Annotated in this window: 27 protein-coding genes and 1 tRNA gene; 19 read left to right on the top strand and 9 right to left on the bottom strand. The window is 40.1% G+C overall.

The genetic code is table 11. The features are described 5' to 3' along the window. Positions 1–454: 454 nt before the first annotated feature. Positions 455–528, bottom strand: a tRNA-Arg gene (locus tag AC1MGI_RS04190). A 264-nt stretch (positions 529–792) separates the two neighbouring features. Here AC1MGI_RS04190 and AC1MGI_RS04185 point away from each other — a divergent pair. From AC1MGI_RS04185 to AC1MGI_RS04110, 16 genes are all read left to right on the top strand, one after another. Further along, a complete protein-coding gene (locus tag AC1MGI_RS04185; RefSeq protein ID WP_480348698.1) occupies positions 793–1,521 on the top strand; it encodes a hypothetical protein in 729 nt (242 codons plus the stop codon). A gap of 418 nt (positions 1,522–1,939) precedes the next feature. Then, the gene (locus tag AC1MGI_RS04180; protein WP_480349700.1) at positions 1,940–2,917 is read left to right on the top strand and encodes a FecCD family ABC transporter permease; all 978 of its coding nucleotides are present in this window, start codon (positions 1,940–1,942) and stop codon (positions 2,915–2,917) included. Then, complete coding sequence (locus tag AC1MGI_RS04175; RefSeq protein ID WP_480348697.1) at positions 2,917–4,380, top strand: ATP-binding cassette domain-containing protein; 1,464 nt, start codon at positions 2,917–2,919, stop codon at positions 4,378–4,380. Before AC1MGI_RS04180 ends, AC1MGI_RS04175 begins: the two co-directional genes overlap by 1 nt. Position 4,381: 1 nt before the next feature. Then, positions 4,382–4,954: a bifunctional adenosylcobinamide kinase/adenosylcobinamide-phosphate guanylyltransferase gene (locus AC1MGI_RS04170; protein WP_062185207.1), complete on the top strand. Its 573-nt coding sequence runs from the start codon at positions 4,382–4,384 to the stop codon at positions 4,952–4,954. 3 nt (positions 4,955–4,957) lie between these two features. After that, a complete protein-coding gene (gene cobS, locus AC1MGI_RS04165; RefSeq protein ID WP_480348696.1) occupies positions 4,958–5,749 on the top strand; it encodes an adenosylcobinamide-GDP ribazoletransferase in 792 nt (263 codons plus the stop codon). Beyond that, a complete protein-coding gene (locus AC1MGI_RS04160) occupies positions 5,707–6,336 on the top strand; it encodes a histidine phosphatase family protein (RefSeq protein WP_480348695.1) in 630 nt (209 codons plus the stop codon). The genes cobS and AC1MGI_RS04160 overlap by 43 nt, the downstream gene beginning before the upstream one ends. Further along, positions 6,288–6,713: a bifunctional adenosylcobinamide kinase/adenosylcobinamide-phosphate guanylyltransferase gene (locus AC1MGI_RS04155; protein WP_480348694.1), complete on the top strand. Its 426-nt coding sequence runs from the start codon at positions 6,288–6,290 to the stop codon at positions 6,711–6,713. Before AC1MGI_RS04160 ends, AC1MGI_RS04155 begins: the two co-directional genes overlap by 49 nt. Before the next feature lie 12 nt (positions 6,714–6,725). Next, complete coding sequence (locus AC1MGI_RS04150; RefSeq protein WP_480348693.1) at positions 6,726–7,313, top strand: cob(I)yrinic acid a,c-diamide adenosyltransferase; 588 nt, start codon at positions 6,726–6,728, stop codon at positions 7,311–7,313. 1 nt (position 7,314) lies between these two features. Next, positions 7,315–7,806, top strand: a complete 492-nt coding sequence (locus AC1MGI_RS04145) for an ECF transporter S component (RefSeq protein ID WP_480348692.1) — start codon at positions 7,315–7,317, stop codon at positions 7,804–7,806. After that, positions 7,803–8,483: an ATP-binding protein gene (locus AC1MGI_RS04140; RefSeq protein WP_480348691.1), complete on the top strand. Its 681-nt coding sequence runs from the start codon at positions 7,803–7,805 to the stop codon at positions 8,481–8,483. Before AC1MGI_RS04145 ends, AC1MGI_RS04140 begins: the two co-directional genes overlap by 4 nt. A 20-nt stretch (positions 8,484–8,503) precedes the next feature. After that, positions 8,504–8,977: a Cys-tRNA(Pro) deacylase gene (ybaK, locus tag AC1MGI_RS04135; protein WP_480348690.1), complete on the top strand. Its 474-nt coding sequence runs from the start codon at positions 8,504–8,506 to the stop codon at positions 8,975–8,977. Between the two features lie 205 nt (positions 8,978–9,182). After that, positions 9,183–10,283, top strand: a complete 1,101-nt coding sequence (locus tag AC1MGI_RS04130; RefSeq protein ID WP_480348689.1) for a PRK06851 family protein — start codon at positions 9,183–9,185, stop codon at positions 10,281–10,283. Positions 10,284–10,395: 112 nt separating this feature from the next. Next, positions 10,396–11,295 carry an aldo/keto reductase gene (locus tag AC1MGI_RS04125; protein ID WP_403076142.1) on the top strand — a complete coding sequence of 300 codons (900 nt, stop codon included), beginning with the start codon at positions 10,396–10,398 and terminating at the stop codon, positions 11,293–11,295. Between the two features lie 45 nt (positions 11,296–11,340). Beyond that, on the top strand, positions 11,341–12,222 hold the full coding sequence (locus AC1MGI_RS04120) for a Cof-type HAD-IIB family hydrolase (protein WP_480348688.1): 882 nt from the start codon (positions 11,341–11,343) through the stop codon (positions 12,220–12,222). Between the two features lie 157 nt (positions 12,223–12,379). Next, positions 12,380–12,799 (top strand): MarR family winged helix-turn-helix transcriptional regulator, encoded by a 420-nt coding sequence (locus tag AC1MGI_RS04115; RefSeq protein ID WP_480348687.1) that lies wholly within the window; start codon positions 12,380–12,382, stop codon positions 12,797–12,799. Positions 12,800–12,811: 12 nt separating this feature from the next. Beyond that, positions 12,812–14,011, top strand: a complete 1,200-nt coding sequence (locus AC1MGI_RS04110) for an MFS transporter (protein WP_480348686.1) — start codon at positions 12,812–12,814, stop codon at positions 14,009–14,011. A gap of 384 nt (positions 14,012–14,395) precedes the next feature. Here AC1MGI_RS04110 and bshB2 read toward each other — a convergent pair whose 3' ends face one another. The 5 genes from bshB2 to AC1MGI_RS04085 form a co-directional block, all read right to left on the bottom strand. Beyond that, a complete protein-coding gene (gene bshB2, locus AC1MGI_RS04105; protein ID WP_062185258.1) occupies positions 14,396–15,070 on the bottom strand; it encodes a bacillithiol biosynthesis deacetylase BshB2 in 675 nt (224 codons plus the stop codon). Between the two features lie 18 nt (positions 15,071–15,088). Then, positions 15,089–15,436, bottom strand: coding sequence for a YojF family protein (locus AC1MGI_RS04100; RefSeq protein WP_049683368.1), 348 nt, complete (start codon positions 15,434–15,436; stop codon positions 15,089–15,091). A 215-nt stretch (positions 15,437–15,651) separates the two neighbouring features. Further along, a complete protein-coding gene (gene pdxK, locus AC1MGI_RS04095; RefSeq protein ID WP_480348685.1) occupies positions 15,652–16,473 on the bottom strand; it encodes a pyridoxine/pyridoxal/pyridoxamine kinase in 822 nt (273 codons plus the stop codon). Between the two features lie 287 nt (positions 16,474–16,760). Next, positions 16,761–17,090, bottom strand: a complete 330-nt coding sequence (locus tag AC1MGI_RS04090) for a YflT domain-containing protein (protein ID WP_480348684.1) — start codon at positions 17,088–17,090, stop codon at positions 16,761–16,763. 120 nt (positions 17,091–17,210) lie between these two features. Continuing rightward, positions 17,211–18,647 carry a phospholipase D family protein gene (locus tag AC1MGI_RS04085; RefSeq protein ID WP_480348683.1) on the bottom strand — a complete coding sequence of 479 codons (1,437 nt, stop codon included), beginning with the start codon at positions 18,645–18,647 and terminating at the stop codon, positions 17,211–17,213. A gap of 160 nt (positions 18,648–18,807) precedes the next feature. Between AC1MGI_RS04085 and AC1MGI_RS04080 the strand changes: the two genes are divergently transcribed. The 3 genes from AC1MGI_RS04080 (at position 18,808) to AC1MGI_RS04070 (ending at position 20,734) form a co-directional block, all read left to right on the top strand. Continuing rightward, the gene (locus AC1MGI_RS04080) at positions 18,808–19,488 is read left to right on the top strand and encodes a uracil-DNA glycosylase (RefSeq protein ID WP_480348682.1); all 681 of its coding nucleotides are present in this window, start codon (positions 18,808–18,810) and stop codon (positions 19,486–19,488) included. A gap of 559 nt (positions 19,489–20,047) precedes the next feature. Then, entirely contained in the window at positions 20,048–20,347 is a 300-nt protein-coding gene (locus AC1MGI_RS04075; RefSeq protein WP_480348681.1) for a YwdI family protein, read from the top strand. Positions 20,348–20,365: 18 nt separating this feature from the next. Continuing rightward, on the top strand, positions 20,366–20,734 hold the full coding sequence (locus tag AC1MGI_RS04070; protein ID WP_403076098.1) for a DUF423 domain-containing protein: 369 nt from the start codon (positions 20,366–20,368) through the stop codon (positions 20,732–20,734). Between the two features lie 208 nt (positions 20,735–20,942). Here the strand turns inward: AC1MGI_RS04070 and gerQ are convergent, their stop codons facing one another. The 3 genes from gerQ to hemQ form a co-directional block, all read right to left on the bottom strand. Next, a complete protein-coding gene (gerQ, locus tag AC1MGI_RS04065) occupies positions 20,943–21,425 on the bottom strand; it encodes a spore coat protein GerQ (protein ID WP_480349699.1) in 483 nt (160 codons plus the stop codon). A 240-nt stretch (positions 21,426–21,665) separates the two neighbouring features. Continuing rightward, positions 21,666–22,097 carry a cell wall hydrolase gene (locus AC1MGI_RS04060; RefSeq protein WP_480348680.1) on the bottom strand — a complete coding sequence of 144 codons (432 nt, stop codon included), beginning with the start codon at positions 22,095–22,097 and terminating at the stop codon, positions 21,666–21,668. Positions 22,098–22,516: 419 nt separating this feature from the next. Further along, positions 22,517–23,266: a hydrogen peroxide-dependent heme synthase gene (hemQ, locus tag AC1MGI_RS04055; protein WP_480348679.1), complete on the bottom strand. Its 750-nt coding sequence runs from the start codon at positions 23,264–23,266 to the stop codon at positions 22,517–22,519. Positions 23,267–23,558 lie beyond the last annotated feature (292 nt).

Below are 23,558 nucleotides of genomic sequence, written 5' to 3'. Positions count from 1 at the left end.
CCATAGTTGACGATGCCTGTCGCCTTATCAACATATTAATTTTCTTCATGTCGAAATTTGCTTAGCGTATGTTTTCCGCATTTTGTTGGTAGGACACCATGTTGCAGAAAAAGAGGGCGTGTCTCGCACGACGATTTATCGCTATTTGAAAAAACCTCTAAAATAAAACGTAAAGCACTTATTACCAGATCACAGCTTGGATAGGTGCTTTTATTGTTTAGTTCACTTTCCGTTCCTTTAACGGTGTACCCCGCTGTTTAATAACGTGTTTTTTCATGAAAAAAAGCACCTCCAGACATAGAAAAATAATAGTGAATCAGAACTTCACTGTTTCCTACGTACAGAAGTGCTTTTATCTTACATACAATTTACCGTTTTTACCGGTTATATTAACAGAAAAAACCCTGCTACAACACGGGAGAACCGCATTATAACAGGGTTTATACACAGTTAGCGTCCCAGATAGGAGTCGAACCTACGACCTACAGCTTAGGAGGCTGTCGCTCTATCCTGCTGAGCTACTGGGACATATAAATAGTTGTGACTGATATATTATAGTCGTTATAAGAAAAATTTTCAAGGATTATGCGCTAAAGAAAATTGTACTCACTTTGAAATAAATAGGGGGATTGTTTAGGTATTATTTGAATCATCATACTATTTAGTATTTACGCTGTGATAAAATGGGAAAGAATACTTTTATATTTCCCTCATTTTAAAAAAATTGCGCCAATAGTAATAACCTCAAGGAATTCGAATAGAGTTCATCAAACAAACTTTGGGGGAAATCTAATGAAGAAAAATCTATTGTTAATAGTAGTCCTTGTTTTCGGAGGCGCTCTTTTATTATACACCCTGGATAAAGCCAAAACAAAGAAACTTCATACACCTCCAGAGTTACTCGCGACAGTTGATGGAGACAAGGTCGCTTATCAGGTTCGCAGTTTTGAAAGGGACGGGATCATAATTGTGAAAGGCGAAAAAGAAGAGCCAATTACTAAGGTTAACCCTCGAACAAAACTTTTAATTGATTTCGCTGAAGAGCCTGAAAGTTTCATTGTTTCAGAGATGGATAGCTTTGGGAATGAAGAGGATTATTTAAGGACGGAGGATTGGGACACAGTCAGTTTCAGAGAGTATGCCTTGGACAACTGGGTCGGTTATAAATCCTATGTCATCCATGCAAAGTGGAAAAATGGGAAAGAGGCGACATATTCCATTAAACTGGATGTTAAGCAACTCGTTTCTTATCAGGGATTATTGCCAAGGGAATATGAAAACAGTGCTTTGATTATCCTTGGAAAATCGGGTGTTAGTCCTGTTAATTTTAATGAAAATAAGTATGATTTGAACCCTATTCTCAGGATAGAGGCAGATGGGAATTTGCCATCCGAATATCCTGAATTGAAAATAGAAAGCACCCCCACCTATATTATTTTTGACTATACTCAAGAAGTGTTTCGAACTGATGATGACGAAGAGCTAATAAAATACTTAGAATCGGAGCAGAGAAAAGAATAAAGAGTAGTCGTGTCAGAGGATGATTAAACATGATTGTCTGTTGACTCACAATGTAATAATTTTCTGACTAATTTTCTCGTTCATTTGTGTATAATAGATGGATAGAAACAAAATACATAAACAGAATAGGTGTCTGATCTAGGACTTAAAAGAAAAGTGCCAAAGCGGTCCCGCCGCTGTATAAAGATATGGGAAGGTGTGTGGCAGACGTACGGGGACATCTGTTCATAATATAGACGATTGACTCATAAGGGTCAGACTTCCTAAAAAGAAATTAGGAGGCTGATCTTTTATTTATTCCCTCTAAAAATGTATGGTAAGGGAGTAGTGGAATTTGGGAAATTCAAAAAGGGGAAAAATTTTACAAAATAACAGACAGCTAGCTTATATACTCGCATTTGCGTTTCTTGCTGTTTCGATGATTGTTGGGATTTCAGTAGGTTCGGTTTCAGTGCCTGTGTCTGAGCTTTTTCGAATTATTGGCAAGGAGGTTTTCCATTTACCACTGTCAACTGAAGCAAATATAATGTTTTCGAATATTGTGATGAAAATACGCTTACCTCGTGTTGTCTTGGCTGGATTGGTAGGAGCGTCTCTTGCTATTTCTGGTGCAGCGTTTCAAGGACTTTTGCGTAACCCGTTGGCCGATCCCTATACACTTGGTGTCTCCTCTGGGGCCTCTGTAGGAGCGGTTATAACCCTATTTTTCGGGTTCTCACTACCTGTTATCGATTTATTTACTTTGCCATTATTAAGTGTTTTGTTTTCGTTCTTGACGATTTTCTCTGTACTGTTGTTTGCACAGAAAGTGGACCGCTCAATGAAGGTAGAAACAATTATTTTAACAGGGGTTATTTTTAGTTCGTTTTTAGGTGCGTTTATTTCTCTGATGATTGCTATGACTGGAGAAGAATTACGTCAAATTATTGGCTGGTTATTAGGGAGTGTCTCCATGCGAGGTTGGAGCTATGTGGGGATTATTCTGCCGTTTTTTATCGTAGGTGCTGTGATCCTTATGCTAAATGCACGTGAATTGAATGCCTTATCCTTTGGAGAAGATCGTGCACAGCATTTAGGCGTGAACGTGAAACAAAGAAAGTTACTGATTTTGATCGCAGGTTCGCTATTAACAGGGGCTGCCGTGGCTGTTTCAGGAACAATAGGCTTTGTTGGCTTGGTGATTCCACATTTCACGAGACGGCTTGTTGGTCCAGATCATAAGCATTTGTTGCCATTGTCGATGATCATTGGAGGTGGATTCTTAATCCTGGCAGATCTTGTATCAAGGATTATTATCTCCCCAGCTGAATTACCGATTGGTGTTATTACCGCGTTAATTGGTGCCCCTGTTTTTGCCATGATCTTATTAAAACGGCGCAGGACAGAAGGAAGGTGATGAATATGCTAACTGTTACTGAATTGATAGGTGGGTATACGAGGGAAATGCCCGTTTTGAAAAATCTTACATTCGAGGTTGCCAGAGGAGAACTGTTTGGAATACTTGGACCTAATGGAAGTGGAAAAACTACGCTACTCCAAATGATGAGTGGCATATTACCTTATCATAGTGGAGAAGTCATGCTTAATGGAAAAAGGCTGCAGGATTACCGTACAAAGGAACTGGCTAGAGTAATTGCAGTCTTGCCCCAGCATTCTACACAGGCTTTTTCCTATACAGTAAAAGAAACGGTCTCGCTTGGCAGATATGCGCATCAGAAAGGCTTACTGCAGAGTTGGTCAACGGAAGATGAAGAAGTGGTTCAAAAGGTTATGAAACAGACGGGTGTTACTCAATTTCAACAAATCCCTTTTGAACAGCTTTCTGGTGGTGAGAAACAGCGCGTCTTGCTTGCACAGTCATTAGCACAAGAACCGGAAATTCTTTTTCTAGATGAGCCAACGAATCATTTAGATCTTTCCTATCAGAAGGAGCTACTCGACTTGATGAAAAAGTGGACGAAGGAAAAAGATCTGACTGTTATTTCTATTTTCCACGATTTAAATCTTGCTAGTCTTTACTGTGATAGATTGCTACTGTTGGAAAAAGGAAGGATTCAGATCAATGATAAACCGAATGAAGTGCTGAAACGAGAACGAATTCAAGCAGTATACCAAACGGAAATTGAAAATCGCCCACATCCAAGTCTTCCTAAACCGCAATTATTCATTGTTCCGTCTCATCTTGCCGAGGAACAGGAGGCATTGGTGGTTAATGAGCGATATTTAGAAACAAAAGATGAGTGGATTGCATTGGAAGCGCCGTTTCCACTTAAGACGCTGTCTTCTGGAGTAACGGGGGCTATTAACGGCTGGTATAAAACATTTGTGAACCGTTGTGTCAAGTGTACTTATGATTGTCATGATTCTCTCGAGGAAATGATAGAGTACTTGTCTGCAAAGGGATTTAATCCAAGTGAGACGATGGGCATGATGACGAATGTTGATGTGAAGACAGCAGCAGTACGTTTCTATGAAGGCAATGATATCTCAACTTTCATCGTGGTAACGGTAGGTAAAGGAAATCCGGTTCATACACCTCATATCGTTCAATCTGAAAGAACTAGAGAACCTAGCATCCATACATGGGTGTTTGTGAACGGGTATTTACCGGAAGAAGCATTTATTCAGAGCCTTGTTACCGCAACGGAAGCAAAGCTGAAGGTGTTGCATGATTATGGAGCGGAAACTAACACGCTTGGAATAGAAACTTCAAAAGACAGCATCTTACTTGCTGCCACGCAACGGGGTACAAACATCCGGCATGGTGAATCTATGGAATCATTAGGTATATTAATTAGCAGGGGTGTGTATGAATGTACGCTGCTTGCAATGAAAAATAGTGACTGGAGGGATGGTTGAAATGGAAAAGGCACCCGTCTTTTTTATCACTGGAGGCGTGCGTAGTGGGAAAAGCACGTTTGCGGAAAAAACAGCCCATGAGCTGGCGCGAGCTCATACTGGAACCTTGTTATATTATTTGGCTTGTGGCAGAGGACAAGATGAAGAAATGCAGCAACGGATTGAGTTGCATCAGCAATCTCGTCAAAACAGTGTTGTTCCATGGCAATCTGGTGAGTTCCCTAGAGATATCGACAACTCCATCCCTTTTTACAATAAACAGACAATCGTCTTGTTGGATTGTTTGACTACTTGGCTCGATAATGAGTTGTTTTCAATCGATTCGGAACTAAGTAAGCGCCGTCTCCAAAATGTTTTTGACAAAATGATGGGAAGTATTGAAACAATACGAAAGCATTGCTTCAGTTTGATTGTGGTTAGTAATGAAGTACTCCTAGAGCCTCTATCAAGCAGTGAAATCGTGCGTGCTTATCAAAAAACAATCGGCAGGCTGCATCAGGAACTTGTTGCTCGTTCACATCAAGCTTATTTGGTTGAATCAGGTATTCCACTCATGATGAAAGGGAGCAAGTAAAGAATGAGCGTACTAATCGGTTATTTGATTAATCTTCAGTTCTTCACGGCGCTTCCGATCAAAAAGCAGCTTCCCATGGATGAACCATCCATTCATCGAGCTGTTCAGACCTTTCCACTTGCGGGACTGACACTCGGTTTGCTAGTCAGCGGCAGTCTCTTTGCACTCATGGAGTGGACGCCCTTCTCTTTACTTGCGATTAGTTTCGTTGTTTGGCTGCTGACGATTATTCTAACAGGAGGCCTTCATCTTGACGGATGGATGGATGCGAGTGATGCGTTTTTTTCCTATCAGGACAAAGAAAAGCGGCTTGAAATTATGAGCGATCCGCGAACGGGAGCGTTTGGTGTTTTATCCGTGATCGTCTTATTAAGTGCAAGGTTTCTATTTATTTATGAAATCATTTCAAGAATGAATCTCAGTTCTTTTTTCTTAATTGCCTTAATTCCTACCATAAGTAAAATGGTGATGGGAATGTTGCTCTATACAGCGCCGCTTGCTAAACAAGATGGATTGGCGGCGTTTTTTCAAAGAGCAACGAAAAAAAGTAGTATACATATATATGGCTTGTATCTAATTGTCTTATTAATTATGGCATTTTACATAAGCTTGTCTTTACTTTATATGAGTTTAATCATGATAGCGGTAGCTTGTATTCTCTTTTTATTGATCCGCAGGAAAACCGCAATTTGGTTCGGCGGAATCACAGGCGATGTTCTGGGAGCATCGGTAGAAGGAGTGGAGCTGTTTTTATGGCTGACGGTGTGGGCCTTGCCTTACTTCGCCATGGTATGACGGAGGCGAATGTTAAGAGGCGATATGTAGGATGGACAGATTCACGGTTGACAACAGAAGGGTTGCAGGAACTAGAGCGATTACAATCAAGCTATTCAAATTATGATTGTTTGTACTGTAGCGATTTAAATCGATGCATCCAAACTGCAAACATCTTATTTCCAAATTGTGAGCCAATTTTAAAGAGGGAATTTCGTGAAATGAATTTTGGTGAGTGGGAAGGAAGAACCTATGAGCAATTATTAAGCTCGCCTCAATATAAGCGCTGGCTTGAGCGCCCGTTTGAAATAGAAGCACCACATGGGGAAGGCTATCAAGATTTCAGTCAAAGAGTACATCAAGGTTGGGTCGAGGTGGTAGAGGATATGATGCAGAAGGAAGCAAGAAATGTTGCGGTTGTTACACATGGTGGAGTGATTCGCAATCTGCTCGTCCATTATGCTCCCGAGCAAAAGGTATTTTGGGATTGGAGTATTCCATATGGCTGTGGCTATAAGCTTTACTGGGAAAGCTACGAGCAATTGAGGAGGGGTGAGAGATGCACTTCGTTACAGGCGGTACCTATAATGGAAAAAGAAAATGGGTAAGGTCGTTACATGAACAAACCCAATGGCTTTCTGCTTATTATAATCACCCACTCCCGGTTCGTTCAAATGATTTTTTAGAAAAAAAGATTGTATTAGAAGGAATTGAGATGTGGATAAAGAATGATGTAGAGAGTAGCGATGGTTCAAACATTCGTGCGAATTGGAAGACATACATTCAAACATGGCACGACTGGGAGCGGGAGCAAGGAGATCGAAGAATCATTATAATTGGAACCGACATTTCAAAGGGAATTGTCCCAATGAACAAACTAGACCGAACTTGGCGTGATGTTACAGGTTGGGTCTATCAAGACTTGACGGTCCTATCAAACCGCGTCGATATCATTTGGTATGGCTTAAATCAACAATTAAAATAGGGGGATGAAAGCATGAATATTTACACACGTACAGGAGATAAAGGGAAAACCAGCGTAATTGGCGGCCGAGTGGATAAGGATGACCTTCGAGTGGAAGCGTATGGAACGGTTGATGAAGTGAACAGCTACGTTGGGCTAGCTATGGCGGAATTAGATCGTACAAAGTTCGCGGATGTTTTAGAAGACCTGGAGAAGATCCAGCATGAATTATTTGATTGTGGCGGTGATTTAGCAACGATTTCTGATAAAGCACCAGAAAAGCTAACAGCAGAAGCGATTACGTATTTAGAACAGCGTATTGATGCCTATATTTCAGAAGCACCGCCACTTGAGAAGTTTATTTTACCAGGGGGAACGAAGCCAGCCGCAACGATTCATATTGCTCGTACCGTTGTGCGTCGGGCTGAACGGCTGACTGTAACGCTTGTGAAATCAGGGGCCGCTGTTTCTCCTTTGTCACTACAATATTTAAATAGACTGTCTGACTATTTCTTTGCACTTGCACGGGCGATTAATGTTCGCCTTGCGGTTAAAGATGTAGAGTACGTTAGAAGTGCGAAAGTGTTCCACAACACCAAGAAAAAGGAGCAAACGGATTGAAATGAATGTTAAACAAATGAGCGTCCTTGCCATCTTTATTGCTTTATCGGTAGCAGGTGCTTTTATAAAAATTCCAGGTGTTATTGGCAGCGTGGCACTAGACAGTTTTCCTTCGTTACTAGCAGCTTGTTTACTCGGTCCAGTTGCGGGTGCGGTTGTTGGCGGGCTCGGGCATTTCATTTCAGCTATTATAGGTGGAATGTTGCTCGGTCCCCTTCATTTCATTATTATGTTAGAAATGGCCTTACTTGCTTGGACCTTCGGCATTTTGTATCGAAAGGGCAATAAGGTTGGGGCAAGTCTGTTATTTTTTATTGGCAATGCATTTATTTCTCCCTTGCCATTCATTATGATCATCAGCTGGTCATTTTTTGTGGCTTTAATTCCATCGCTGACCATTGCAACAGCGATTAATTTAGGTGTGTCCCTTATTTTGCTGCCGCGATTAACACCTATTTTGCAAAAAATGATGAATGAAGGTGCAAAGGAATGAGGGACGTTTTAAAATTGCCGATATCTCATTCTGAAACATTAATTATTTCATGTGATAATAGCGGTGGTATTGGCATGAAGGAACAAGATATTGTAAAAGTTCCTTATGAAGTGACAGCCTATTACTCATTTCGGGTAGCGGTAATGGAATGCATGGCAGCAGGTGCCAAACCAATTGCGGTAACCGTTCAGAACTTTTGCGGTGAAGCGGCTTGGGACGACATCTGTACAGGAGTGCTCGCTGGACAAAAAGAGCTAGGTTTGGATATTCCGATTACAGGAAGTACAGAAAGTAATTTTCTATTAGTGCAATCTGCTCTTGGATTGATTGTAATCGGTCAATGGAAAGGTTCAGTCGAAATTAATCGGATGAGGAAGGTGGCTATTATCGGACAACCCCTTGTTGGTCATGAGGTGATCGAGAAGGCAGACCGTATTGCCCCACTTTCTTTGTTTAAAGCAATTTGTGAATACGAAGATGTAGTCGTGTTTCCGGTCGGATCAAAGGGTATTGCCCATGAATGGCGAAAGTTGAGTGATACGGATATTCCTGATGAACTTAAAAATCAAATCAACGTTGAAACATCTGCAGGACCTTCGACTTGCTTCCTTATTTCCTACCCAGATCATCTTGAAGCGGAATTAAGAAAATTAGCAGGGGTTTATTTTGTAGGGTAAATTATGAAAGGATGTCCATAATGCGTGTGAGTAAAACAAATGCCATGAGAATCCTTGATGGTAATAAAGTAGCGTACGAAATTCTTACATATGATAACGAAGATGGAAAAATCCATGGAACAGCAGTAGCTGATAAAATTGGCAAACAAGCTAATACCGTTTTTAAGACGCTCGTTTCGCAGAGCGGATCGAATTCATTTGTTTTTGTCATTCCAGTCGGTGGCGAACTTGATCTGAAAAAAGCAGCCAAGGCAGCAGGAGTGAAGAAAATGGAAATGCTTCCTGTCAAAGAGCTACAAAAGTGGACAGGGTACATCCGCGGTGGCTGTTCACCGGTCGGGATGAAAAGGTTGTACCCGACCTTTATTGATAAAAGCGCGGTGAATTTAGATAGGATGATTGTCAGCGCTGGAAAGATTGGCGTGCAGATGGAAGTGGAACCACTAAAGCTTGCTGAAACGGTTGAAGCGACATTTGTCGAGTTAATTAGCTAAAGAAAATGTCCTCTAAAAGGGTCTGTACTTGAACTCTATATACAGATTATCGTGTCACATACGTTTAAACTAGTAATGTATAAAGGGCTACGTGCTCTGATACCCTTTTTGATAGGCGTTCACCCAAACCACATCTCGTGCATATGCTGACGTAGAAAGCATAGATATCTCTCAAGTATCACGGATAAAGGAGAGTGTTGATTAGGTGACTGGAAAAACCACACATTATTTTGCTGGAGGAAATACAGCTAGAGGATTTCACAGTTTATATGAATCTAATTTGCATGGTTTAGAACGATTATATATTTTAAAAGGTGGCCCAGGGACTGGGAAGTCTACGTTGATGAAGAAAGTGGGCAAGGAATGGGTGGAAAAGGGGTTTAATATCCAGCTTTTGCATTGCTCATCAGATCCAGAATCGATTGATGGTGTTATCGTAACAGATTTAAAGGTTGGAATTGTAGATGGTACAGCACCACATGTGATAGAACCTAAAGCACCAGGCGCGATTGAAGAATATGTAAATCTTGGAACAGCCTGGGATTCCCAAATTCTTAGCCAGAATAAGCAAGAAATTATAAGGTTATCAAGTGAAATTAGCGCTGCTTTTGAAGATGCTTATTCTTTATTTGCTTCCGCATTGGCGGTCCATGATGAGTGGGAAGAGATCTACATCGCCAACCTAAACTTTCAGAAAGTGAATCAGCTAACAGGAAAATTGAAGGATACCTTTTTTGGAGAAATGTTTATTAACAAAACATCAGAAATCCGACACCGGTTTTTAGGTGCAGCTACGCCAATAGGTGCGGTCGATTATGTGCCGAACTTAACTGAAGATATAGCAAAGCGTTATTTTCTAAAAGGGCGGCCAGGGTCAGGAAAATCAACGATGCTCAAGAAATTGGCGCTTGAAGCAGAGCAGCGTGGTTTTGACGTTGAAATCTATCATTGTGGTTTTGATCCCAATAGCCTCGATATGGTCATTATGCGTGAAATTGGCGTGGCTATTTTCGACAGCACCGCTCCCCATGAATATTTTCCGAGCCGCCAAGGTGATGTGATTGTTGATATTTATCAAGAAGCGATTCTTCCTGGGACTGATGAAATTTATAGCGATCAAATCCAGGATATTTCAACTAGATACCGCACGAAAATGAATGAAGCGACTCAATCTTTAGCAAAAGCGAAATCTTTACATGATGAACTAGAAGATATCTATATACGTGCCATGGATTTTTCAGAAATAGATCGTATTCATAATAGTATCCGTGACAAGGTCGATCAGATTGCCCAGCCGTTTATATAATGCTAGAAGAGGATGACTTAAAGGGTTTTTTTGCCTTATGAGTCATCCTTGTGTGATTTCTTCCTGTTCTTTGCTAAACTGGAAGAAATCATACCTTGGGAGTGAGGACGAAGTGGAGCGTATTGAGCTGCATAGCGATTTATCTTTTTCGAGAATTATTCATGGTCATTGGCGGTTAGCTGATTGGAACTATTCTGTAAAGAGAAGAATAGAACTAATCGAACAATGCTTAGAGCTTGGTATTACAACTATTGATACAGCCGATATCTACGGGAATTATACATGTGAAGCTCTTTTGGGAGAAGCATTGGCTCTAAAGCCTGAACTTCGTGAGAAATTGGAAATCGTTACGAAATGTGGAATCAAGCTAGCTAATGAAGATAATGGCGTTCATTTGAATCATTATGATAGCAGTACAGTACATATTATTGAATCAGTAGAGCAATCGCTCAAAAATCTTCAGACAGATTATATAGACGTCTTGTTGCTTCACCGACCAGATGTTTTGCTGAATCCAAAAGAGGTAGCAGAAGCATTCAGGAAGTTAAAGCAAGCAGGAAAGGTGAAGCATTTTGGTGTATCGAATTACTTGCCTTCACAAGTGGACATGCTAAACGCATATTTAGATGTACCGCTCATCACCAATCAAATAGAGCTGTCCGCCCTATATCGAGAGCATTTTGAAAATGGGGTTCTTGATCAATGTATGAAGGAAAATATGCCTCCAATGGCTTGGTCACCACTTGCAAGGGGGAAGCTGTTCACAGGTGAAGACACACAGGCGATTAGAGTACGCAAAGCCCTTGAACGAGCTGCGGCTGACATGAATGCACAAACGATTGATGAAGTCGCGTATGCCTGGCTTATGTACCACCCTGCTAAAATCATGCCGATTGTCGGTTCAGGAAAAATGGAACGAATCCAAGCGGCAGTTCATGCTTTATCGTTGGAATTTAGCAGAGAACAATGGTATGAAATTTGGGTAGCATCACGAGGTAAGAATGTCGATTAACGAGATCTAAGGAAGCAAAAAAATGATTGGTATGAGGTGGATAAATTGATTAAAACGATAGCTACAGATATGGATGGAACATTATTGAATAAAGTTCAAGAAGTGAGCAAGGAGAATAAGGATGCGATTGAAGCGGCACTGCGCCAAGGCATTGAAGTGATCGTGGCAACTGGAAGATCCTACGAGGAAGCTCGTATTGCATTGGATGAAGCCAAGCTTGATTTGCCAATTATTGCTGCGAATGGTGCAGCTGTTTACACAAAAGATGGGCAGATTGTGACGTCTAATCCGATGAGCACAGAAAAGGTACTTGAAACGATTGAATGGCTCGAAAAGGAAAATCTTTATTTTGAAGTGTACACAAGCAATGGTGTTTATTCGAAAGACTATGAAGTTTCTGTTGCGGTTTTAGTTGATATTATCTTAACGGCAAATCCTGATGCTGATCCTATGAAAGTTAGGGAACGTGCCAATAACAGATTAAAGATGGGACTTGTAAAAACAATCACGGATTATCGTAAATTATTTACAATGCCAGACGTTGCCATTCATAAAATGCTCGTTTTTTCAAGTGACCTTACTGCTTTAGGTAAAGCGGCTGGGGAAATTAAGCAATTCAAAGGTCTTGCCGTTTCATCGTCAGGACGTGAAAATCTTGAAATTTCCAGTGAATCCGCACAAAAGGGAATTGCTCTTAAGAACTACTTGGATGAAAAGGGAGAATCCATTAAGTTCGCGATGGCGATTGGCGATAACTTCAATGATGTGTCCATGTTTGAGCGAGTTGGTCGCTCAGTAGCAATGGGAAATGCTCCACTTGAAATCCAAAGGTTATGTCAGTTTGTTACAGCAAAAAATGATGAACATGGTGTTGCCAAAGCAATTCAAGACGTGTTAAAGGAAGTACAAATGGTTAACAAAGCCTGAAAGGAAACCGCGAGAGAATAAAAAGATGCCTTCGCTATAGGCATTTTTTTATTCTCATTTTCTTAAAAGACACTGGATAATATGCCTATAAGACTAGACATTTTTATAAAACAGGAGTATAGTTACCTAGGTAACTTATTGTAGGAGGAAATAAAAATTGACCCCAAATCATCAATTCTTTCACCAATATCTGCAGATTTCTAGGCTGTTTACGAAGAAACTAAATGAGCAGCTTCTTCAATATGGTCTTTTTCATTCACAATGGAGCATTGTTTATTTTTTAAAAACCAAAGGTCCTTCCACACTTGTTGAAATCGGTGAATACTTAAATGTGGAAAAACCAACGATTACACGGACAGTCCAACGTTTAAATGAAGGAGGGTTCATTCAACAGGTTCCTGGGAAGGATCGCCGTGTAAAACGAGTTCAGCTAACAGAAGTAGGAGAAGAAGTGTATACATCGTGTAGGGAAACAGTAACTGAATTTGAATATAAAGTCTTGGATGGTATTTCCGAGCAGGAAAAGGAAGAAGTATTTCAGACACTTACAAAGATTTGTGTCAATTTAGAGAAGTAAGGTGATAAAAATATGAATAAACCAAAATTATGGACGAAGGATTTCTTAATTATTTCTTCAACGAATTTTTTTATCTTTATGATCTTCTATTTATTAATGGTCACATTATCTGTTTACACGATTGATAAATTCGGAGCGACTACGAGCCAATCAGGACTTGCATCTAGTATTTTCGTTATAGGAGCCCTGGCTGTACGACCGTTTGCCGGAAAATACATTGAATTGATTGGGAAAAAGAACATGTTATATGGAGCATTGGCCCTTTTTCTTGTTACAACATTAGTATATTTCAAAACGGATAGCTTAGCCCTTTTATTAACAAACCGCTTGTTACATGGGATTGCGTTTGGATTTGCATCAACTGCAACAGGAACGATTGCAGCGGACATTATTCCGAATGAACGAAGAGGAGAAGGTACCGGTTACTTTGCAATGAGTATGAACCTTGCCATGGCCGTTGGACCGTTTTTAGGGTTGTTTCTTAGCCAACATGGAACGTACAACATGATTTTTGCATCATGTGTGGTATTTGCTGTCATTGCTTTTATTCCGACCTTGTTCATGAAGTTTAGAAAAGTTGAACTTACACAGATGGAAAGGGATACATTGAAAGGAGTCAAAATTGGCGATTTCTTCGAAGCAAAGGCAATACCGATTGCTCTTGTTATGTGTATTGTAGGGTTTTCCTATTCAAGTGTTTTAACTTTCATGACCGCGTATTCCAAAGAAATTGGCTTAGTGAATGTTGCAAGTTTCTTTTTTGTTGTGTTTGCCATTTTCTTATTAGCTTCTCGGCCATTCACAGGACGTTGGTTTGATTTAAAAGGAGAGAATTTCGTCATTTATCCCTCTTTGATCTTATTTGGCATCGGGATGCTGGTTCTGAGTCAAGCGAACCATGGATTTATGCTGTTAGCAGCAGGTGCGCTAATTGGTGTAGGATATGGAACCTTCCAATCGAGTGCTCAGGCTATTGCGATAAAGAATGCCCCTCGTCATAAGATGGGACTTGCCACATCTACCTTCTTTGTGTTCGTCGATTTAGGCATAGGAATCGGACCTTTTACTCTAGGCTTCTTAATCCCAGTTATCGGTTATAATGGTCTATACGTGAGTATGGCATTAGTAGGGTTTGCATGTATGTTTGTTTATTATCTTTTACATGGGAAAAAAACAACTAAGAGGAAACAAGAGGTACACGCATACAAATAAACAATAATTTTTTTGAAGTTAGGTGAATAAAAAAAGGAATTAGTGAAATAATAGAAGTACGATGATTTTTTCAAAGAAATTCCCCCTTTTTGAATCGCTTGCCCATGGGCAAGCGATTTTTTTGCAAATTCAGCAAATTAATTCAAACACTTATTTGTGTGTGGTGAATCTTTATCATATTAACGGGAGTAAGGAAATAAAGAAAGAATTGCACGGAGGATCATAACGTGTCCATTTTAAAGCAAAAAAAAGGGCGTCTCATAGGGTCTGACCTCGCACTCTAAATCAGTAAGTAGCGTTTCATACACTTATCTTAAACTGTATTTAGTTGTTGCGGGGTCTGACCCTTTGCTTTGGGATACCCTCTTTTTTATTGGCTCTTTCTCATTTCTCTGGCCATTGATAAGTCCAGAGTCTTTCTTTTTGAATCCAGCCAAGCAGCTCAGGATCTTCAACCTCAAGTTTTTCAGCCCATGTGGCAAGCATGGCTTCGGTTTGTGAACGGTGTGCTTTCATGGCGGCTATCTTCTTGTCTTGTACTGGGGTAATATCATGGATGATATCAGGTTCGCCCAGTTCAGCCACACAGTTGTTTGAAAAGGCCACACATTGAAGCTTTGGCTGCTGGTTGACCGGTAATGCTTCTACAGCGCGAACGACTGCCCGAGCAGTAGCTTCGTGATCAGGGTGAACGCTGTAGCCGGGATAAAACGTGATGATTAGTGACGGTGTTAGTTCCTGTATAAGGGAAGAGATTCTGTCAGTAAGTTCGCCATCATCCTCAAATTCAACGGTTTTATCACGTAATCCAAGCATTCTTAAATCTGTAATTCCTAGTGAATCCGCAGCATCTTGTAATTCCTTTTTGCGAATTTTAGGAAGTGATTCTCTAGTAGCAAAAGGGGGATTTCCAAGATTACGTCCCATTTCACCAAGAGTCAAGCAGGCATATGTAACAGGCGTACCGCTTTCTATATATGAAGCAATCGTTCCTGAAACGCCAAATGCTTCATCATCTGGATGTGGAAATACGACTAGTACTTGTTTCTCTTTTTCCAAAGCGATCATCTCCTATTCTCATTCAAATGGCTGCAGGCTGATTTGTAAAGCAACAGCAAGTTTTCCTGTCGAATCAAGTCCAGCTAACAGCAGCCTTCCTTGTTCATCTATTTCAAAATGATTGAGTCCTTCGGCATACACCCAGCCAATTTCAAGTTTAAGTCCGACGCGGTACGGGTCATCGCCAACAATCTTTCCATGTTCGTACTGAACTTTGGCATTGCGAATATAAGCACCTGCGGAAAAAAACGATTCATCATGGTGAGAGGCATACGCCCCATTTGTCGTTTCAAGATGAAGAAAAACATCTCTTTTGGCGAAAGTGTCAATCGCGCGTTGCACTTCATCACGTTCAATTGGTTTCATCTAATTTCCTCCTATGTCGGAGCGAATTATCGTATGATCTCGTCCGTCTACATGTTAGTATCTTACACACCATCTTACAAAAATAGCGGCAAAAAGTGAAATGATAAGACTATAGCTTGTGGTAAGGACCATTTAGATGAAAAAAAGGCTTGTCCTCGAAATGAGGAAGCCTTCTATAGGTCCAGCAAAATGAGCCGGGTAGATCGATCATCTTCTTATTCTTTGCTCGCTTTGCTGAATTCTTTGTAAGCCCCATGCATAACAGGACCTACATATTGATTAAGTCTCCATGAATGACGAATCGCTTCAGTGATGAATTCCTTCGCTGTGAAAATCGCTTCTTTCGGAGATTTTCCTTTTGCAAGCTCTGCTGTAATGGCAGCAGAATATGTGCAGCCAGCTCCGTGTGTATAGGCTGTTTCGATTTTCTCTGATTCAAGAATTTCAAATTCTTTTCCATCATACAGTAAGTCGATTGCTTTTTCATAATTAAGCTTGCTGCCGCCTTTAATTAATACATACTTAGCACCAATTTCATGGATCTTAACAGCTGCTTCTTTCATATCGTCAATCTTTTGAATGGGGCCTGTTTGTGCTAATTGCCATGCTTCAAATAAGTTAGGTGTTATAACAGTTGCTCTTGGTGTTAAGATTTCGCGAAGTGCAACGGCTGTTTCAGGGTGTAACACTTCGTCTGTTCCTTTACAAACCATAACTGGATCAATCACGACATTTTTCAATCCATTTTCATCGATTGTACGTCCGACCAATTCAATGATTTCTACACTTCCAAGCATACCTGTTTTCATTGCATCAACGCCAACGGAAAGGATCGTTTCCAGTTGAGCTTCTAAAGCTTTAATATCCTGTGGAAATACATTATGATTCCAGTTATTCTTTGGATCCATCGTAGCAATAACTGTTAAAGCAGTCATACCATATACGCCCAGCTCTTGAAGTGTTTTTAAATCTGCTTGTATACCAGCTCCACCACTAGCATCCGAGCCTGCGATAGAAAGTGCCTTTTTCATCGTCATGATTGAGTGACCCCCCAGGGAAGTAGATAAAATATTTTTTTAATTTCTGTTAATTAGTATAGCATAAACGCTGAAAAGTAAAACGAGGAAATGCTTGAACACGAAGAGATTTGTGCCTGTTGTTTAAGGAAATTTAGATTTAAGGGAAAAGGAACTCTAGCCAAGTATATAGAAAAGGTTTCCTTTACATTAGTTAGAGAAAAGTGCGAAAAAGGCCTGTCATTTTCCGCTCTTTCTTTGGAAAATAACAGGCCTTTTGAATTTAATTAGTGTTTGGAAGTTTCACTTTATTTCACGTCTGAGCTTGCTATGACAACTACCTTGCCTTTATCCAGTTCTTCTTCATACCGAGACGCTTCAGACTCAGTTAAGCCAAGATTCTCGAAGCGGTTACGAAGCTCATCTCCTCGGGATTTAAATAGATTTCCAATGGTATCTAAGAGGCCTTGCTCCTTCATACCGACTTCTTCTGTGTTTGTAGCTTCAGTTAAATGCTCTGAGCGGTCTATATTATGAGCAAATAAGTAAATGTTTTCCTTAGAAAACCCTGTCGTTACCAACTGATTAATTCTTTCCTGTGCTTGTACGCCATTTTCTACAACATATACTTGATTCATAGTATAGTTCCTCCTTTAGTTTTTTTAAAATGAGTGTCTGTAAAAGTTTCTGTATGGTTATGTTCTATATATAGCCGCTTTTGCTAGAGTTGAAACCTACTAATTAAAGGAAATTGAAAATTAGTAAGTTGTGAATTTGAAAATCTTCTGTATACGGTAAGTAATATACTTAAACACAGGAAGTTTATCCTGATATTCTTCATAATCAACCGTATATATCCCATCTTTATTCTTCCAAAGGCGCCAGAAGTAAGCAATTACGTCTTTGGAAACCTCTGCAGTAGCAGGAGTGATGATTTTGACGTTAGCTTCAAGGTTGTAATCATCTAGATTCCGTTCGGTGTAATTAGTAGAACCGCCGATAATGATGCTTTTTTTAGGCTTTTGGATGAGCATTAATTTGGTATGAAATTGTTCTTTTTCCGTGTCATACCAGCGAATATGAATGTTATTTTCATCTAGCTTCTCTAATTCTGCGGCAACTGGTAGATTGGGCAGTCCCATTTTTTCGCTGCCAAAGGCATTTTTATTCGGATCGAGAATTAAATGAATGCTAACGCCACGCTGAGCAGCTTTTGTAAGGGCCTTTACTACGGGACGGTCGGCGATGTAGAACATGGCCATCCAGATATGATCTCCATCTTTTGCTGCATCAATTTCTTGGAGAACATGCTTGTAGATCTTTCCCTCTGTCAGGAGCTGAACACCGATTTCTCCCGTTTCCATCGAAGTTTTTTCATAGATTGGAAACTGTTTTGGTCCTCCAGAAAAGCGTGCGACAGCCTTCTCAACCTCTACAAAATCCGAAATAATGTTGCCATCCATTTGAAATGCGATATTCGAATGATAGCCACTTGCGTCATGGGGATTAGCAGATGTGATCAGCGCTGTTTTCTCTGTGGCAATCAACTTTCGGTGATTGGCCTTAATATTAAGTAGCCGTAAATAGGAACGAGCGGTAACTTTAGGTGCGGACTTCGCCAGTGGATTACGAATCCAGCCATATCCCGACTCACCAAACCATTGTAGAAACGTGCGGTAAAAGCCAGAGTATATTGGGTTCGGATCTCGTAAACGATCTAGATTGGTCACTATCACATCAATCCCGTTTTCTCTCATTTTCTTTACTTCTTCTAATTGATACGATTGATAGGTTGTATTCACTTCATCTGTAATAAAGATTATCTGAATATGAGGATTGGCTTGCTTCTTAGCAACAAGCTTATCCGTTAAAGTCTTACTTAATTTAGGAAAATGAATATCTCCATCATAAAATCCGTTGAACAAAAACATATCGATTACAATAAATTCATCAGCGTCTTCAATGGCTTGGTAGATATCATTGAATATCCGCTGTTCATGCTGGGCATGGCCGCTTTTGTCTTTGTATGACAAATCGTATATGAAATTTACGTCATCAACACGATGTACCTTTCCCTCAAAGGAAACCCCCTCTGGCAGTGGTTTATAGCTGTTGTACACAATCACGATTGTAATAACTAGGAGAATCATATACACACCATACATCCATTTGTTTAAAAACCAACTTCTTTTCATTCTCTATTCCCCTAACATTAATAAGTTCATTTAACCCTTATATCCATAAATGGGTAGAGTAGAAACCTGACAAATTTTAAACGCCTGATAAAACGAGGAAGGAAATGTTAGCATAGCGTATAATAGAGAAAAGTAGATTGTAGAAAGGAGCTTTTAGACAATGAAGAGTCAGATTCTACACAATGATTGGGAGCCGCTCTTGGCAGAGGAATTCAGAAAGCCGTATTATCAAGAGCTACGAGAGTTTTTGATAGAAGAATATAGGAATGAAAGAATCCATCCAGAAGCCAAGGATATATACAACGCGCTTACACTTACGCCATTTCAGAAGGTAAAGGTGGTTATTCTAGGTCAGGATCCATATCACGGACCACATCAAGCACATGGTCTTAGTTTCTCTGTTCAACCAGAAGTGAGGATTCCGCCTTCTTTAAAAAATATTTATAAAGAATTGCATGCGGATATTGGCTGTACAATCCCAAATCACGGAAACCTTGTTCAATGGGCAGAGCAGGGGGTACTGCTTTTGAATACTGTATTGACAGTTAGAGAAGGGGAAGCACATTCCCATCGTGGAAAAGGCTGGGAACTATTTACGAATAAAGTTATTTCACTATTAAATGAACGCGAGACACCAGTGGTCTTCATTTTATGGGGAAAACCTGCACAAAGTAAAATCCCGTTAATTGATACAAAGAAGCATCCTATCATCACTTCGGTTCACCCGAGTCCATTATCTGCAAATAGGGGCTTCTTTGGTAGCCGACCATTTTCAAAAACCAATCAGCTTCTAAAACAGCTAGGGGAACAAGAAATTGATTGGCAAATTTCAAATAGATAATAAGGTTATTTAGTTCAATTTTAAAACCTGTAAAAGTGGGTTAGTTAAATCAGGATAAATACTGACAATATTCCACATGAAACAGGGAGTTTTGTGAAAGGATTGTAGATTATGCAGCGAAAAGGAATAAATTGTTTGGCTTGCAAGCATTATTATGTAACGTGGGATCCGCATTTTCCAAGAGGGTGCAGATCATTTTCCTTTAAAAGTGCCAATCTTCCATCATTAGAAGTATTCCGCTTATCGGGTGAAGCTTGTATGAAGTTTTCACCGAAGTCTGCTTGCAAACCAGTAAGAAGTAAACTTTGAACAGATGTTCATTTTTTGATATGCTAAGCAACAGCAGAGGCTGTCTCAAAAGTGTCTGAACCTTTCGTTAGGGGACAGCCGTAAAGTGAAACTAACCATCAGTGGGGTTCTTCATCCCCCTACTGATGGTTAGTTGAACCAATCGGGGATTTACAGGCTATTTATCCCCCATCTATTTTTTTGATTCTCTCAAAAATTGAGGTGGGGGGACTACAGCCTGTTAAACCGAGATAAATAAAGAGGTGAGAAGATGGAAGTTTCATCTGGGAAAATATTAGATAAAATGGGTGAGCTGGTTGTAAAAGCAAAGCAGGCGGAATCTAAAGCGGAATTAAGTGGCTATGTGCTTGCGATTCAAGCATTATGCGATGTCTTGCATGAAGGAAAGGAAGAAACGGCAACACATTTAAGTGCGGGCCATATTCCAGTGCAGCCGCAAGCTTTATTCACCCAGCCGATTCAGCCACAAGTCCCGATTGTTTCATCCATAACACAAATGAAACCTGTTAAAATAGCGGATGCAAATGGAGATTCTTTGTTTGATTTTTAAATAAAAGGGGTGTTTGGGATGAAATTATTTATTATTTTAGGTGCGATTAATGCCTTTGTAGCTGTGGCCCTTGGTGCTTTCGGTGCTCATGGGTTAGAGGGGAAAATCTCCGATAAATACTTAGCGACATGGCAGACTGGTGTTCAGTATCAAATGTTTCATGCCATAGGCTTGCTAATTATCGGAATTCTTTTTGGAAAAATTTCTAGTCCTATTATGAACTGGTCAGGATGGCTCATGTTTGCTGGTATCATTTTATTCTCAGGCAGTTTGTATGTACTGAGTGTATCGGGAATTAAAGTTCTTGGTGCGATTACCCCTCTAGGAGGAGTCGCTTTCCTTGTAGCCTGGGTGTTGCTAGTCGTTGCAACAGTGAAGTATGTATAAACAAAAAAAGAGGCCGCCACAAGGATTGAATCTTGTAACAGCCTCTTTTTTTTGCGGAAAGGCGAAAAGTATACTCCTTTTCCATGAATTTTAGTGAGTGGCTAAAGTGCCTGTCCCTGAAGTTGCTTCTGAGGTTAGCCAAAGCCCCTTGTGCCTTTTTAATCCCGCTTTAACGGGCAGTAAAACCCCCACTGATTGAAGTTTCGCTTTATCTAGGTGGATAGGACGCCATATTCGCTTGACCTGATCCAAAGGGATATTCATATTCAATTTCTTCTTCAAAGCTGATGTAATCTAAATAAACCATTGGTATTAAGTATCGAAGTCCTGTTTGGGGATCACTGATTATGATATGGTCACGCCCGGCAGCTTCTATAATTCCTTTAAAAATTTTCGCATTCCACTCCCGGTTATTTTCAAAGGTTGTATAAATGGTTACTAACTTTCCCTTATTAAGTCTTAGGATGTTCTCAATATAAGATTCTTCGACTGATAGCATTCCTGGAACCTGTGGACCGCCGGCTGGCATGCTTGGTGGAACCGGTACTTGTAATGGTGCTTGAATAGGTTGATACGGTCCCTGTTGATAGCCAGTCGGACTTTGAGTTGGATTAACATTGCCATATTGTTGGGGATAGCCTTGTGGAAATGGGTAATTTCCAAATTGATTTTGGTTTGTAGGCTGATTCATCATTTTCCCTCCAAATATCTGAAATTAGACATGAAACTAAGTACATGCTTTTTGAAATACGGAGTGACTCGTCAATTAAGATCCTTACAGCTCTTTTCGTGCTGTCTTCTTGCTTATTGTGAAAAAGATCGATGCGAAAATTCGTGGTATACTCCTTATTTTCTTTGACCAGAGGAAGTGAGTTATGCCGGTGAAGACATAAGGGATCGGTGTAAACAAACAACCTCTGTAGCCATTCTTTTAATACGTACTATACACGCTTGGACAATTCGCTTGTGTTGGCTGGAAGAAGCAGTGTGACTTAAATCGTCCAGTATTGTCTTGGTTATACCATTGTGCAGGGCAAGCCCCAGGAGGCTTAAAAAACCATAACGAATTTCGGGCTGGATGGTAGCGGTTGCCTTTAATTACTTTTCTAGCAAGGTCAATTTCTGATTGACGAGCCCGTTGATAGAAATACCCTTTCTGAGTGGCCTCAAAGCCCCCAGGATTTTGAAAGACCATTTTATTCATGTTTGAAATATTTTTAAAATCAAGACATTCGGCTCTTACCCGGTTTACACCTACATTTCCAACTAACAGCATTCCTTGAGTCCCATCAGCCTCAGCTTCAGCCCGTAACAGACGGGCTAAAAGTTTTACATCTGCCTCATTATGCTTGATGACTGCCAACCTAATCACCTCTCTATGGTTGTTTTACTATTTAATCTTGATGTTATTGGTTATAGGGGAATTTAACGTAACAATTGCATCATCACTAATTCATGTGTACGGTAACGTGGGCAAGTTTATGACAAAAAAGTTTGAGTCATTGTGGGGAGCAAATCATTGTGGGAATTCAAAGGAAAAGGAACAATTAAAAACATCCGCCTTATCACGAAAAGGTCTGACCTCATAGCTACTATATATCGTTTATCACGCATTAACGGAAAGTCAAAACCCCCACTGATTGAAGTTTCACTTTAGATAACGTGTAATTAACACAATAAACGGTGTATAGTGTGTGAGATCAGACCTTTTTGGGACAACTTTCAAACTTTATCTACTACAGATATGTATGGGAAGTCAGCCCTTCTATATGTTCTAATTGATTATACAGATAAAAATGTAGAAATTTCTTCTTCGGAAAGGATGTTTCCAACAAAGAAAGAACCGAATTCGCCATAGCGGGCACTTACTTCGTCAAAACGCATTTCATAAACAATTTTTTTGAATTGCAGGACGTCGTCTGAGAATAAAGTAACGCCCCATTCAAAATCATCAAAACCGACTGAACCGGAAATGATTTGTTTCACCTTTCCTGCATAACTGCGGCCAATCAAACCGTGGGAACGCATTAAGCCTTTGCGCTCTTCCATAGAAAGCATGTACCAATTGTCATTACCATCGCGACGCTTGTCCATTGGATAGAAGCAAGCATACTTCGATTTAGGCAAAATAGGGTACAAACGAGAACGAATGTGAGGATTTTGGTAAGGATCCTCGTCCGACTCACCGGCAAGATAGTTGCTGAGTTCAACAACAGATACGTAAGAATAACTAGGGGTTGTGTATTCAGCAAGCTTCGATTTATTGAACTCCAATTCAATTGCGTTAAGTTCTTCCATTGTTGGACGTGCAAACATCATCATGAAATCTGCCTTTTGACCAACGATTGTATAAAGTGCATGACTGCCTTCATTATTACTTTGTGTTGTATTCCATTTGTCAACTAAACGGTTAAATTCTGAAATTGCTTCTTGGCGTTCTTCATTAGAGATCATTTTCCAAGATGCCCAATCAATTGTACGGAAATCGTGCAGGCAATACCAGCCATCAAGGGTTTGTGCAGCTTCACTCATGAGTATCACTCCTATATATTTTTGTGTATGAAGAACAGAGGGAGAACGATTAACTGGAAAAATACAACTAGTGTTGTATACGCTCACAATACGAGAACCCGCTTCATACTAAATTTTGGCGAATTGTCGCCTTGTTTTTTTCTATATATTAACTATATCATAATTTAATTTAAAGGAAATTTTGTGAATCGGATATGGTCCAAATTTAGCTCAACACGTTCAAAATTCGTTCATATTTATCCTAGTCATGATCTGCCATCTTACCCCTCTTTTATACCATCTTTGTAAAATG

This window comes from Peribacillus sp. BM1 (assembly GCF_056679975.1).
This window is presented reverse-complemented; position numbering and strand designations above follow the sequence as displayed.

Excerpts from the sequence above, each read along its gene's own strand:
- AC1MGI_RS04080 (WP_480348682.1), top strand. The coding sequence starts at position 18,808 with ATGAAGAGTCAGATTCTACACAATGATTGGGAGCCGCTCTTGGCAGAG.
- AC1MGI_RS04155 (WP_480348694.1), top strand. The coding sequence starts at position 6,288 with ATGCACTTCGTTACAGGCGGTACCTATAATGGAAAAAGAAAATGGGTA.
- hemQ (WP_480348679.1), bottom strand. The coding sequence starts at position 23,266 with ATGAGTGAAGCTGCACAAACCCTTGATGGCTGGTATTGCCTGCACGAT.
- AC1MGI_RS04145 (WP_480348692.1), top strand. The coding sequence starts at position 7,315 with ATGAATGTTAAACAAATGAGCGTCCTTGCCATCTTTATTGCTTTATCG.
- ybaK (WP_480348690.1), top strand. The coding sequence starts at position 8,504 with ATGCGTGTGAGTAAAACAAATGCCATGAGAATCCTTGATGGTAATAAA.
- AC1MGI_RS04070 (WP_403076098.1), top strand. The coding sequence starts at position 20,366 with ATGAAATTATTTATTATTTTAGGTGCGATTAATGCCTTTGTAGCTGTG.
- AC1MGI_RS04140 (WP_480348691.1), top strand. The coding sequence starts at position 7,803 with ATGAGGGACGTTTTAAAATTGCCGATATCTCATTCTGAAACATTAATT.
- pdxK (WP_480348685.1), bottom strand. The coding sequence starts at position 16,473 with ATGACGATGAAAAAGGCACTTTCTATCGCAGGCTCGGATGCTAGTGGT.
- AC1MGI_RS04110 (WP_480348686.1), top strand. The coding sequence starts at position 12,812 with ATGAATAAACCAAAATTATGGACGAAGGATTTCTTAATTATTTCTTCA.
- AC1MGI_RS04150 (WP_480348693.1), top strand. The coding sequence starts at position 6,726 with ATGAATATTTACACACGTACAGGAGATAAAGGGAAAACCAGCGTAATT.
- AC1MGI_RS04075 (WP_480348681.1), top strand. The coding sequence starts at position 20,048 with ATGGAAGTTTCATCTGGGAAAATATTAGATAAAATGGGTGAGCTGGTT.
- cobS (WP_480348696.1), top strand. The coding sequence starts at position 4,958 with ATGAGCGTACTAATCGGTTATTTGATTAATCTTCAGTTCTTCACGGCG.
- AC1MGI_RS04180 (WP_480349700.1), top strand. The coding sequence starts at position 1,940 with ATGATTGTTGGGATTTCAGTAGGTTCGGTTTCAGTGCCTGTGTCTGAG.
- AC1MGI_RS04100 (WP_049683368.1), bottom strand. The coding sequence starts at position 15,436 with ATGAAACCAATTGAACGTGATGAAGTGCAACGCGCGATTGACACTTTC.
- AC1MGI_RS04085 (WP_480348683.1), bottom strand. The coding sequence starts at position 18,647 with ATGAAAAGAAGTTGGTTTTTAAACAAATGGATGTATGGTGTGTATATG.
- AC1MGI_RS04170 (WP_062185207.1), top strand. The coding sequence starts at position 4,382 with ATGGAAAAGGCACCCGTCTTTTTTATCACTGGAGGCGTGCGTAGTGGG.
- AC1MGI_RS04090 (WP_480348684.1), bottom strand. The coding sequence starts at position 17,090 with ATGAATCAAGTATATGTTGTAGAAAATGGCGTACAAGCACAGGAAAGA.
- AC1MGI_RS04185 (WP_480348698.1), top strand. The coding sequence starts at position 793 with ATGAAGAAAAATCTATTGTTAATAGTAGTCCTTGTTTTCGGAGGCGCT.
- AC1MGI_RS04160 (WP_480348695.1), top strand. The coding sequence starts at position 5,707 with ATGGCTGACGGTGTGGGCCTTGCCTTACTTCGCCATGGTATGACGGAG.
- AC1MGI_RS04175 (WP_480348697.1), top strand. The coding sequence starts at position 2,917 with ATGAATATGCTAACTGTTACTGAATTGATAGGTGGGTATACGAGGGAA.
- gerQ (WP_480349699.1), bottom strand. The coding sequence starts at position 21,425 with ATGAATCAGCCTACAAACCAAAATCAATTTGGAAATTACCCATTTCCA.